Raw genomic sequence first — 11,618 nt, 5'->3', positions numbered from 1 at the left:
TAGGAGTGAGCCTGCTCGCGATAGGGCCAGACCAGACGCTAAAAAACTCAGTTCAGACCCAACTTGCCACGCAATGTGGACAGGTCTTCCGCCAGTGTATTGACTGGGCCTACCAACGCCTTGCGGTCGTTATCCTTCACCTTGTCATATGTCTCGAAACCACCGTCTTTGGTCTTGTACTTGGCCAGGATCTTGTCGACGGTGGCAAAGTTCTTGTCAACCTTCGCTACAAAGGCCTTGTCCTGTTTTTCAATCTGCGGACGGAACAGATCAACGATTTTTTTCGCGCCGTCTATGTTGCCCTGAAAGTCATACAGGTCGGTGTGGCTGTAGCGATCTTCTTCGCCGGAGATCTTGGTCGCGGCCACTTCTTCGAGCAACGCCGCAGCGCCACCGACGACTTTTTCAGGCGGGAAGGTCAGGCCGGCCACACGGGTTTGCAGGTCTTTGACGTCACTGTTGAGCTTGTCCGCCAGCTCGTTCAGGCCCTGGGTGCTTTTCTCCGAAAACAGCGTGTACTCGATGCGGTGGAAGCCGGTGAAGTCTTCGGCTTTCACGCCTTTCTCATGGTCGTCGACGCGGGAGTCGATGGACGCGTCGAGGTCACTGAACAGCTCGGCAATCGGCTCGATCGACTCGTAGTAAACGCGGGTCGGGGCGTAGAGCTTTTGTGCGGTGGCCAGGTCGCCCTTTTTCACGGCGTCGGTGAACTGTTGGGTATGACTGCCCAGTTCATCGAGTTGCTCGGTGACGTAAATCTTGTAGTCCGACACCGGCCCCACCAGGTCCAGCGGTGCTGTCGCGGCGAACGCCGACAGCGGGGTGTTGAGCAAACCGAGGGTCAGCAATAACGCGAGTGGCGTCTTTTTCATGAGGGCGGCTCCAGTGTTGAGATTATTTTATGCAGCTGTTTTAGGTTGTGTGGCGTTGAGCAACGAGCGACCGATGAAATCCTTGTCGCCCGAAACACCCGGAAGGGTGAAGAAGTAACCGCCGCCGACCGGTTTGAGGTATTCCTCAAGCGGTTCGCCGTTGAGGCGGGTCTGCACGGTAATGAAGCCTTTCTCCAGGTCGGCCTGGTAACAGATGAACAGCAGTCCCATGTCGAGCTGGCCGTTCTTGTTGACGCCGTTGGAATAGTTGAACGGCCGGCGCAGGATCAGGTTGGCCTGACTCGCGGCGGTGCGCGGGTTGGCCAGGCGAATGTGCGCATCGAGTTTGGTCAGCTTGCCTTCTGGATCCTTGTGGTAATCCGGGACCTCGGTTTCGTGCTGGGCGCCCATCGGCGCGCCGCTGGTTTTGACCCGACCGATGATGCTTTCCTGTTCCTGCAACGGCGTACGATCCCAGCGCTCGACGAAGTTGCGGATGATCCGCACCGCTTGATAACTGCCGTGGGCCGCCCAGGCGGGTTCATCGCTGCCCGGTTGCACCCAGACAATGCTGTCCATGGTTTTGTTGTCGTTGGAATCGGGGTTGGCCGAGCCGTCGCGAAAACCCAGGAAGTTACGCGCCGACTGCGCCGGTACGCCGGGTTTCGCCGGGGCTTGCGGCGGCACGCTGCCTTCCTGCTTCCAGCGCACCAGCAGCAGGTCCGGGAGGTTTTTGACGATGTCGCGCAGGGCGTGAATGTTGGTGTCGGTGGTGTTCGAGCAGAACTGCAAACTCAAGTCGCCGTGGCAGCAATCGGCTTCCAGCGCATCGTTGGGAAAACCGACCATGCGGATCAGGCGTTTGGGCTTGGCATCGGCGAGGCCGAAGCGCTCGTCGAACAGCGATTCGCCGACAGACACGGTGATGGTCAGGTTGTCCGGGGTCACATTGGGGCCGAGGATGCCGGAATCCGGTGGCGGCAGTTTCGGATCGATCTGCGCCACCGGGCCGCCCTTCATCAGGAACGCGATGCGCTCGTTGAGGGTGCGGAACAGCCGCTCAAGGTCTTCGCGATCGCTGGCCAGCACATCGAACGATACGAACATGCCCGAGGCCGGGCGCGGGGTGACGATGCCGGTCTGATGCACGCCGTGGAAGTCGTGGCGGTCTTCGGTCTTGTCGCTGCTGGGCGCTTCGGTAACTTGCGCAGGTGCCGCAGCCATGGCCGGGCAGCTCAGTGCTGAACCTGCCAGGGCAACACCGGCGGCGCCCATGCCCATCAGGACTCGGCGACGTTGCAGGTTGAGTTGTTCTGAATCTTTCATCGGTACTCGTCTTCTGCTTACAGGCCGGAGAGGCCGAGGGCGGGATCGATGCCATCAAGTGCGTCGGCCAGAGCCTGGGCCTTGTCGGCGATCTGCTTGCGTTGTTCGCCGCTGACGGAGTCGTAGCTGGCGTAGCCGTCCTTGATCTTGTAGTGGTCGAGCTCGGTGTCGAAGTCCGCCAGCGCCTGGTCGATCTTCGGTAACAGGTCGGCCGCAGACTTGGTCAGCATTGGCCGCAGCAGATCGACGACCTTGTGCGCGGTTTGCAGATTGGCGGCAAAACCATTGAGGTCGCTGTGGCTGTAGCGCTCCTCTTCACCGCTGGCCGCACGCACGTCGGCCAAGGTATTGAGGTTGCGCACGACGATGTTGACCAGTTGCTCCGGCGGCAGGGTCTGGGCGAGCAGTTGCGTTTTGAGTGTGGTGACGTCGCTCAGCAGCCGCTGCGAAACCGGCGCCAGTTCGTCGAGTGTGCGCTGCTGGAACAGTGCGAATTCGAGGCGGTGGAAACCGACGAAGGCCGGGTCCTGTTCGCGTTTTTCGAAATAGTCGGCGCGGGCATTGATGTTGTTATCCAGTTCGGCCAAGCGCTGCGCGGCTGGAGCCAGACGCTGATAAGCGGCGCGGGCCGGCAGGTACAGTGCTTGCGCCTGGCTCAAATCGCCGCTTTCGATTGCTTGATCGAGTGCGCTCACCGCTTTGATCAGCGCGCTGCTCTGGCTGGCCAGATACACGCGGAACTCTGACAACGGCCCGACAAAAGCGACCATCGACGGTTTGGCTTTGGCGGCGGCGTCGGACGCGGCGGTCGGCGTTACGTGCAGGGTGCCGCGCGGATTGCTCAGCAAACCGCAAGTGATCGCGTAATCACCGGGTTGCAGGTTGGCGTTGATCACCTGGCTTAAACCGGGGGCGATATTTTCGCGCTCTTCAACCACGAGCACGCCATCGAGGATTTCCCATTCCACTGCGCGCTCGGAGCGGTTGACGATGCGGAAACTGGCGCGGCCGGCGGGCACGCTCAGTTCATTCGGCTCGCAACTGCCGGGGTGAATGTTGACCACCACTTCATTGTGGTTGTGCTGACGCTTGGCCGCGGCCATTTTCGAGGCGTACCAGAACAGGCCACCGGCAGCGATCATCACGACCACCGAGCCGGCCAGCGCCCAGCGCAAGGCACGGGGAGGGGTGGCCTGAGGAGAGTTAGGCTTTGACATGAATGCCCTTATTGGCTGGAAGCTGAAGACGATTTGGCGGCTTTTGCTGAAGCGGGCGCGGCCCCGGCGGGATAAAAGAACATCACCAGCGCCACCAGCAGATAAATCAGATAGGCGCCGAGGGTGCTCACGGTTGGCGTGTCCTGATAACCGAACATGCCGGCCAGCACCGAGCCCAACGGACCATCCATCGGTAGCGTCGCACTGAAGTCGAAGAGTACGGTTTGCAGGTGATTCCACAGCCCAGCCTCATGCAGCGCCTGCACCGAGTTGGCGAGAATCCCGGCGGCGACTACCAGAATGAACAACCCGGTCCACTTGAAAAATGCCGAAAGGTTGAGGCGCATGCTGCCGCTGTAGATCAGGAAACCGACGATGATCGCCAGGATCAGACCGAGCAGGGCGCCGATGGGCGCGCCCGGGCCTTCGCTTTGCTGGAACACCGCGAGCAGGAAGAACACCGTCTCCAGCCCTTCACGCGCGACGGCGAAAAAGACCATGGCAATCAGCGCGATGACCTGGTGTTTCGAAGAGGTCAGGGCGTGATCCAGTGAGGCTTGCAGGGAATGTTTGATCGAGCGCGCTACTTTGCGCATCCAGAACACCATGGAGCTGAGAATGCCCACGGCCACCAGTCCGACCACGCCTTCAAACAGCTCTTGCTGCTTTTGCGGGAACTCGGCACTGACCAGTTCCAGACCGCCACCGACCAGCAGGGCGAGGGCGGCGGCCAGAAATACGCCGATCCACACGGCCGGCATCCATTGGCCACGGCCGGTTTGCTGGAGGTAGCTGGCGATGATGCCAACGATCAGCGCGGCTTCAATGCCTTCGCGCAGCATGATCAGAAAGGGAACGAGCATTCGACATCCACTAAGTCATTCGAAGAGGTTACAAGTTGTAACATAATGACACTCATTCTCACATGACATTCATTGACATGAAGCTGAACGGTAGCTGAACAACCTCAATTTTTGCCTCACACAGATCCCTGTAGGAGTGAGCCTGCTCGCGATGGCGCTGGGTCAGTCAGCACATATTTTTCTGACCGGCCGCCATCGCGAGCAGGCTCACTCCTACAGGGGTTCGTGTTCAATTCGTGTCCTGCGGTAAGATGCGGGTCATTCGAAAAACAACAGGATTTGCTGGGTTCCATGTCGGAAAAAGACACCATCGCCGTTCAACTGGTGCGTGAAGCACTGTTGCAAAGTTGTGCCCCGGGCGTGGCCACGGAAGAAGTCTTGAGCAAGGTCGGCATCGATCCGGCGCTGTTGCAAACCGAAAACGGTCGTGTACCGGCCTCGCAGTACGCCAGACTCTGGCGCTTGCTGGCCCGGCGCGGCGATGACGAGTTTTTCGGCATGGACTTGCGCAAGCTCAAGTCCGGCAGTCTGGAGTTCCTCTGCCGCAGCGCGATGGCGCAACCGACGCTCGCGGCCGGCTTGGGCAGTGGCTTGAGTTTTCTGTCACTGATGCTCGAGCGCCTGCCCGCGCAACTGGTGCACCAGCAGAGCCTGGCGGAAATCGTCCTGTTGGAGGACGACCCCGAGCCACGTCGCGCTTTCACCTACTTCACCTATTGGATGATCGTCCACGGCGTCGCCTGCTGGCTGGCGGGGCGCAGGATTCCGATTCTGGCCATCGAACTGCGCTGTCCGGCGCCGGACTTCACTGACGACTATCGGGTGATGTTCTCGGAAAACCTGCGGTTCGACCGGCCGCGCACACGGATGATCTTTTCTGCCGATTGCCTCGAACTGCCAATCAAGCGCACAGCCGACGAGCTGAAGCGCTTTCTGGCCCAGGCGCCGGCGAACATTCTGGTGAAGTACCGCGACCCGGAAAGCCTGGCCAGTCGGATCAAGCAGGATTTGCGGCAATTACCCGCCGAGCAATGGCCGGAAACCGACGCCCTGGCGCAGCAATTGTGCATGTCGGCCTCGACCTTGCGCCGGCGTCTTGCCGAGGAAGGGCAGACGTATCAAGGGCTCAAGGACAGCGTGCGCAAGGAACTGGCGATTGTCTGGCTGGCGGAGCCTTCGATCAGTTTTGTCGAGATCGCGGCGCGGTTGGGGTTTGCCGATGCGAGTTCGTTCTACAAGGCGTTTCGCAAGTGGTCGGGGTCGAATCCCGGGCACTACCGCACGTTGATCCTCAACGAAGCAGTCTGATCCGGATTTTGTAGTGATTGATCCGGCCACTTCGCGAGCAGGCTCGCTCCCACAATTTGCAATGCATTCCCCTGTGGGAGCGAGCCTGCTCGCGAAAGCGTCCGCTCAGGCGCCAAATGATCTGAACCCTGGCCAAACCAGTCAGCCACTTTGATGGCTTTGACCATTGCCGCCACAGCCCCACAGCGCGACTATCCCCCTGTTGTTTACGCTTCCCAGCCTAATAAAAACACAGAGGGATTCTGGCAATGCGCGATTACTTGTCTGCCACTGAACAGTTCAACTATCAGCACACCGTGGATGCCGCGCTCAGCGGTACGCTAGCGGCGCTCAACGCCTGCGTCGAATGCTGCGACCGCCATGCATTGCCGGGACGCATTGCGCTGTTCTGGGAAGGCCGCGACGGCGCCAGTGCGACGTACACTTTCAGCGACTTGCAGGACAAAGCCGCGCGTTTCGCCAATTTTCTCCTCGCGCAGGGCGTACAGAAGGGCGACAAGGTCGCCGGCCTGCTGCCGCGCAACGTCGAATTGCTCATCACCGTGTTCGCCACCTGGCGAATCGGCGCGGTCTATCAGCCGCTGTTCACCGCTTTTGGCCCCAAAGCACTCGAACATCGCCTGAACAGTTCAGGCGCCAAAGTCGTGGTGACCGACGCGGTCAATCGGCCGAAACTCGCAGAAGTCGTCGACTGTCCGACCCTGGTCACCGTCGGTGGCGCCAAAGGCCAGGGCATCGTCCGTGGCGATTTCAGTTTCTGGGCCGAACTGGCCAATTATTCCAACGTCTGTGAGCCGGTTCTGCTGACCGGCGAAGATCCGTTCCTGCTGATGTTCACTTCGGGCACCACTGGCCCGTCGAAAGCGCTTTCCGTACCGCTCAAAGCCATCGTCGCATTCCAGAGCTACACCCGGGATGCCGTTGATCTGCGCCCGCAGGATGCCTTCTGGAATGTCGCTGATCCGGGCTGGGCCTATGGCATTTATTTCGGCGTCACCGGGCCGTTGTCGATGGGCCATCCGATCACGTTCTACGATGGTCCGTTCACCCTCGAAAGCACCTGCCGGGTGATCAACAAGTACGGCATCACCAACCTCACGGGTTCGCCGACGGCCTATCGCCTACTGATTGCCGGCGGCGACGAGTTCGCCAGGTCGATCAAGGGCAAGTTGCGCATCGTCAGCAGCGCCGGTGAGCCGCTGAACCCCGAAGTGATTCGCTGGTTCGCCGACAATCTCGACGTGGTCATTCATGATCATTACGGCCAGACCGAATTGGGCATGGTGCTGTGCAATCACCACGGTTTCGACCATCCGGTACACGTCGGCGCCGCCGGTTTTGCCTCGCCGGGCCATCGCATCGTCGTGCTCGACGACCAATACAACGAACTGGGTGTCGGCCAGCCCGGGATTCTTGCCATCGATCGGCCTCAATCGCCGATGTGCTGGTTTGGCGGCTATGAAGGCGCGCCGACCAAAGCCTTCGTCGGCGATTACTACCTGAGCGGCGACACCGTGGAATGGAACCCGGACGGCAGCATCAGCTTCGTTGGCCGCAGCGATGACGTGATCACCACCTCCGGCTATCGCGTCGGCCCGTTCGACGTCGAAAGCGCGCTGATCGAACACCCCGCGGTGGTCGAAGCGGCCGTGGTCGGCAAACCGGATCCGGAGCGCACCGAACTGGTGAAAGCCTTCGTCGTGCTCAGCGCGCAATACCGCGCGGCGCCAGAGTTGGCCGAAGAGTTGCGCCAGCACGTGCGCAAGCGTCTCGCCGCGCATTCATACCCGCGTGAAATCGAATTTGTCAGCGAATTGCCCAAGACCCCGAGTGGCAAATTGCAGCGCTTTATCTTGCGCAACCAGGAAATCGCCAAGGCTCAAGAGGCCGCGGCGCACAACGTTTCAGCTTGAATTGAAGGAAACTGTCATGCAGATCGAGAACAAGGTTTTTATCGTCACCGGCGGCGCGTCTGGCCTGGGTGCCGCCACCGCTGAATTGCTTGTCAGTGCCGGCGCCAAGGTGATGTTGGTGGACATGAACGCTGAAGCCGTCGCCGCACAGGCCGAGCGGCTGGGCGCACAAAGCGTGGTCGCCGACATCAGCAACGAAGCCGCCGCCGAAGCTGCCGTGCAAGCGACGGTCGCCGCGTTTGGCAGCCTCAACGGCCTGATCAATTGCGCCGGTATCGTGCGTGGCGAGAAGATCCTCGGCAAGAACGGCCCGCATGCGCTGAGCAGCTTCGCCCAGGTGATCAACGTCAACCTGATCGGCAGTTTCAACATGCTGCGTCTGGCCGCTGCGGCGATGGCGGAATCTGCGGCAGATGCTGACGGTGAACGTGGCGTGATCATCAATACCGCTTCAGTCGCGGCGTTTGACGGCCAGATCGGTCAAGCCGCGTACGCGGCGTCCAAAGGTGCGATCGCCAGCCTGACCCTGCCGGCCGCGCGCGAACTGGCGCGTTTTGGCATTCGCGTGATGACCATCGCCCCCGGCATTTTCGAAACGCCGATGATGGCCGGCATGACCCCGGAAGTGCGTGACTCGCTGGCCGCCGGCGTACCGTTCCCGCCGCGCCTGGGCAAGCCTGCCGAGTACGCTGCACTGGTTCGGCATATCATCGAAAACAGCATGCTCAATGGCGAGGTGATCCGTCTCGACGGCGCCTTGCGCATGGCCGCCAAGTAAGGAGGATTTGTCATGACTATTTTCAACGATCCAATTGTTATCGTCAGCGCCGTGCGCACCCCGATGGGCGGCTTTCAGGGCGAACTGAAAAGCCTCACCGCGCCACAACTTGGCGCTGCGGCGATCAAGGCTGCGGTTGAACGTGCCGGCGTTGCCAGCGACTCGGTTGATGAAGTGCTGTTCGGTTGCGTACTGCCTGCCGGCCTCGGCCAGGCACCTGCGCGTCAAGCTGCGCTGGGCGCCGGGCTGGACAAGTCGACCCGTTGCACCACCGTCAACAAGATGTGCGGCTCGGGCATGGAAACCACGATTCTCGCGCACGACATGCTGATTGCCGGCAGCGCTGACGTGGTGATCGCCGGGGGCATGGAAAGCATGTCCAACTCGCCGTATCTGCTCGACCGTGCCCGCGCCGGTTACCGCATGGGCCACGGCCGCGTGCTCGATTCGATGTTCCTCGATGGCCTCGAAGACGCCTACGACAAGGGCCGTTTGATGGGCACCTTCGCCGAGGATTGTGCTGAAACCAATGACTTCAGCCGCGAAGCGCAAGACGCGTTTGCCATCGCCTCGACGACCCGCGCGCAGCAGGCGATCAAGGACGGCAGCTTCAAGGACGAAATCGTCCCGCTGACCGTGACCGTCGGCAAAGAGCAGGTGCTGATCAGCCATGACGAGCAGCCGCCAAAAGCCAAACTGGACAAGATCGCCTCGCTGAAACCGGCGTTCCGCGAGGGCGGCACGGTGACGGCGGCCAACTCCAGTTCGATCTCCGACGGTGCGGCAGCATTGGTGCTGATGCGTCAGTCGCAGGCGCAGAAACTTGGTTTGAAAGCGCTGGCGGTGATTCATGGCCATGCGGCGTTTGCTGACACGCCGGGCCTGTTTCCGGTGGCGCCGATTGGGGCGATCAACAAGCTGATCAAGAAGACCGGTTGGTCGCTGGATCAGGTGGATCTGTTCGAGGTCAACGAAGCATTTGCCGTCGTGGCCATGGCGGCGATGACTCATCTTGAGATTTCGCACGACAAGCTCAACGTGCATGGCGGTGCCTGTGCGCTGGGCCATCCGATCGGCGCATCCGGTGCGCGGATTCTGGTGACGTTGCTCTCGGCGTTGCGCCAGCGCAATCTCAAGCGCGGGATCGCGGCCATCTGCATCGGCGGCGGCGAAGCAACGGCCATGGCCGTGGAATGCCTCTACTGATTCACGCAGTCCCCTTGTAGGAGTGAGCCTGCTCGCGAAAGCGGTGGGTCATATAAATCAGTGTTGACTGACACGACGCCATCGCGAGCAGGCTCACTCCTACAAGGGGTTAGCGGTGCGACTGACATTTAAGGATTCACCATGATTCCCAACGAAGATCAAACCCAGATCCGCGACATGGCCCGGCAGTTCGCCGAGGAACGGCTGAAGCCGTTCGCCGCCGAGTGGGATCGCGAGCACCGTTTCCCCAAGGAAGCCATCGCTGAAATGGCCGAACTGGGCTTCTTCGGCATGCTCGTGCCCGAGCAGTGGGGCGGTTGTGACACCGGCTACCTGGCTTACGCCATGGCCCTGGAAGAAATCGCTGCCGGCGATGGCGCCTGCTCGACGATCATGAGCGTGCACAACTCGGTGGGCTGCGTACCAATCCTCAAATTCGGCAACGACGATCAGCGCGAACGCTTCCTCAAACCGCTGGCCAGCGGTGCGATGCTCGGTGCCTTCGCCCTCACCGAACCGCAGGCCGGTTCCGACGCCAGCAGTCTGAAAACCCGTGCGCGCCTCGAAGGTGATCACTACGTGCTGAACGGCTGCAAACAGTTCATCACTTCCGGGCAGAACGCCGGGATCGTCATCGTCTTTGCCGTCACTGATCCAAGCGCCGGCAAGCGCGGCATCTCCGCGTTTATAGTGCCGACCGATTCGCCGGGTTACAAAGTTGCACGTGTCGAAGACAAGCTCGGCCAGCACGCTTCCGACACCTGTCAGATTCTTTTCGAGGACGTCAAAGTCCCGGTGGCCAATCGATTGGGGGAGGAGGGCGAAGGCTACAAAATCGCTCTGGCCAACCTTGAGGGCGGGCGTGTTGGTATCGCCTCGCAATCGGTGGGCATGGCTCGCGCGGCGGTCGAAGCGGCGCGTGATTACGCGCGTGAGCGTGACACCTTCGGCAAGCCGATCATTGAGCATCAGGCTGTCGCGTTCCGCCTCGCCGACATGGCCACCCAGATCGCCGTTGCCCGGCAGATGGTGCATTACGCGGCGGCCCTGCGAGACAGTGGGCAACCGGCGCTGGTTGAAGCATCGATGGCAAAGTTGTTTGCCTCCGAGATGGCCGAGAAGGTCTGTTCAATGGCGTTGCAAACCCTCGGTGGTTACGGTTACCTCAACGACTTCCCGCTGGAACGCATCTACCGCGACGTGCGCGTCTGCCAGATCTACGAAGGCACCAGCGACATTCAGCGCATGGTCATCTCGCGCAATCTTTGAGAAGGAATCTGAATTCATGAACTACGAAACGATTCTGCTGGAAATCCACGACCGCGTTGGCTTGATCACCCTCAACCGACCGCAGGCGCTGAACGCCCTGAACGCGCAATTGGTCAGCGAAGTGAACCAGGCGCTCGATGCGCTGGAAGCTGACGCCAACATCGGCTGCATCGTCCTCACCGGTTCGAAAAAGGCTTTTGCCGCCGGTGCCGACATCAAGGAAATGGCCGAGCTGAGCTACCCGCAGATCTACATGGATGACCTGTTCAGCGACAGTGACCGCGTGGCCAACCGCCGCAAGCCGATCATCGCCGCCGTGAACGGTTTTGCCCTCGGCGGTGGCTGTGAACTGGCGCTGATGTGCGACTTCATTCTGGCGGGTGACAACGCCAAATTCGGCCAACCGGAAATCAACCTTGGCGTGCTGCCGGGCATGGGCGGCACGCAGCGCCTGACCCGCGCGGTGGGCAAGGCCAAAGCCATGGAAATGTGCCTGAGCGGACGCATGATCGATGCGGTGGAAGCCGAGCGTTGCGGCATCGTCGCGCGCATTGTGCCGAGTGACGAATTGCTCGATGAAGCGCTGAAAGTCGCGGCGGTGATCGCCAGCAAATCGCTGCCGATTGCGATGATGATCAAGGAGAGCGTCAACCGTGCCTTCGAAGTCAATCTGACTGAAGGCGTGCGCTTCGAGCGCCGGGTGTTCCATGCGGCGTTTGCCACCCAGGATCAGAAGGAAGGGATGGCGGCGTTTGTGGCCAAGCGTGCGCCGGAGTTTCAGGGCAAATAAGCAGCGTCTGAGCTGACCTCATCGCGAGCAGGCTCACTCCTACAGTGGAATAGCGGTTGACACAGTTTTTGTGTAC

At 60.7% G+C, this 11,618-nt stretch carries 10 protein-coding genes; 6 read left to right on the top strand and 4 right to left on the bottom strand.

From position 1 onward, the window contains the following. Window positions 1–47: 47 nt before the first annotated feature. The 4 genes from efeO (JFT91_RS18665) to efeU are packed head-to-tail and all read right to left on the bottom strand — an operon-like array spanning window position 48 to window position 4,278. Window positions 48–872: an iron uptake system protein EfeO gene (gene efeO, locus JFT91_RS18665; RefSeq protein ID WP_016986782.1), complete on the bottom strand. Its 825-nt coding sequence runs from the start codon at window positions 870–872 to the stop codon at window positions 48–50. A gap of 27 nt (window positions 873–899) precedes the next feature. Beyond that, window positions 900–2,198, bottom strand: a complete 1,299-nt coding sequence (gene efeB, locus JFT91_RS18660) for an iron uptake transporter deferrochelatase/peroxidase subunit (RefSeq protein ID WP_201233447.1) — start codon at window positions 2,196–2,198, stop codon at window positions 900–902. Window positions 2,199–2,215: 17 nt separating this feature from the next. Beyond that, entirely contained in the window at window positions 2,216–3,415 is a 1,200-nt protein-coding gene (gene efeO / locus JFT91_RS18655; RefSeq protein WP_201233446.1) for an iron uptake system protein EfeO, read from the bottom strand. Between the two features lie 8 nt (window positions 3,416–3,423). After that, window positions 3,424–4,278, bottom strand: coding sequence for an iron uptake transporter permease EfeU (gene efeU / locus JFT91_RS18650; protein WP_201225904.1), 855 nt, complete (start codon window positions 4,276–4,278; stop codon window positions 3,424–3,426). Between the two features lie 291 nt (window positions 4,279–4,569). Here efeU and JFT91_RS18645 point away from each other — a divergent pair, with 291 nt between their 5' ends. The 6 genes from JFT91_RS18645 (at window position 4,570) to JFT91_RS18620 (ending at window position 11,542) form a co-directional block, all read left to right on the top strand. Further along, window positions 4,570–5,586, top strand: coding sequence for an AraC family transcriptional regulator (locus JFT91_RS18645; protein ID WP_201233445.1), 1,017 nt, complete (start codon window positions 4,570–4,572; stop codon window positions 5,584–5,586). A gap of 248 nt (window positions 5,587–5,834) precedes the next feature. After that, window positions 5,835–7,499 carry an AMP-binding protein gene (locus JFT91_RS18640; protein ID WP_201233444.1) on the top strand — a complete coding sequence of 555 codons (1,665 nt, stop codon included), beginning with the start codon at window positions 5,835–5,837 and terminating at the stop codon, window positions 7,497–7,499. A gap of 16 nt (window positions 7,500–7,515) precedes the next feature. Continuing rightward, window positions 7,516–8,277: an SDR family NAD(P)-dependent oxidoreductase gene (locus JFT91_RS18635; protein WP_201225901.1), complete on the top strand. Its 762-nt coding sequence runs from the start codon at window positions 7,516–7,518 to the stop codon at window positions 8,275–8,277. A gap of 12 nt (window positions 8,278–8,289) precedes the next feature. Then, window positions 8,290–9,483, top strand: coding sequence for an acetyl-CoA C-acyltransferase (locus tag JFT91_RS18630; protein ID WP_201233443.1), 1,194 nt, complete (start codon window positions 8,290–8,292; stop codon window positions 9,481–9,483). Between the two features lie 141 nt (window positions 9,484–9,624). After that, complete coding sequence (locus tag JFT91_RS18625; RefSeq protein WP_201233442.1) at window positions 9,625–10,752, top strand: acyl-CoA dehydrogenase; 1,128 nt, start codon at window positions 9,625–9,627, stop codon at window positions 10,750–10,752. A gap of 16 nt (window positions 10,753–10,768) precedes the next feature. Beyond that, entirely contained in the window at window positions 10,769–11,542 is a 774-nt protein-coding gene (locus tag JFT91_RS18620) for an enoyl-CoA hydratase (protein WP_201233441.1), read from the top strand. Window positions 11,543–11,618: the final 76 nt, after the last annotated feature.

Origin of the sequence: Pseudomonas sp. TH08 (genome assembly GCF_016651275.1) — a bacterium.
Lineage (GTDB): Bacteria > Pseudomonadota > Gammaproteobacteria > Pseudomonadales > Pseudomonadaceae > Aquipseudomonas.
This window is presented reverse-complemented; position numbering and strand designations above follow the sequence as displayed.

Bases quoted from the DNA above. Each gene is read 5' to 3' on its own strand.
- efeO (WP_016986782.1), bottom strand. From the start codon at position 872: ATGAAAAAGACGCCACTCGCGTTATTGCTGACCCTCGGTTTGCTCAAC.
- efeB (WP_201233447.1), bottom strand. From the start codon at position 2,198: ATGAAAGATTCAGAACAACTCAACCTGCAACGTCGCCGAGTCCTGATG.
- efeO (WP_201233446.1), bottom strand. From the start codon at position 3,415: ATGTCAAAGCCTAACTCTCCTCAGGCCACCCCTCCCCGTGCCTTGCGC.
- efeU (WP_201225904.1), bottom strand. From the start codon at position 4,278: ATGCTCGTTCCCTTTCTGATCATGCTGCGCGAAGGCATTGAAGCCGCG.
- JFT91_RS18645 (WP_201233445.1), top strand. From the start codon at position 4,570: ATGTCGGAAAAAGACACCATCGCCGTTCAACTGGTGCGTGAAGCACTG.
- JFT91_RS18640 (WP_201233444.1), top strand. From the start codon at position 5,835: ATGCGCGATTACTTGTCTGCCACTGAACAGTTCAACTATCAGCACACC.
- JFT91_RS18635 (WP_201225901.1), top strand. From the start codon at position 7,516: ATGCAGATCGAGAACAAGGTTTTTATCGTCACCGGCGGCGCGTCTGGC.
- JFT91_RS18630 (WP_201233443.1), top strand. From the start codon at position 8,290: ATGACTATTTTCAACGATCCAATTGTTATCGTCAGCGCCGTGCGCACC.
- JFT91_RS18625 (WP_201233442.1), top strand. From the start codon at position 9,625: ATGATTCCCAACGAAGATCAAACCCAGATCCGCGACATGGCCCGGCAG.
- JFT91_RS18620 (WP_201233441.1), top strand. From the start codon at position 10,769: ATGAACTACGAAACGATTCTGCTGGAAATCCACGACCGCGTTGGCTTG.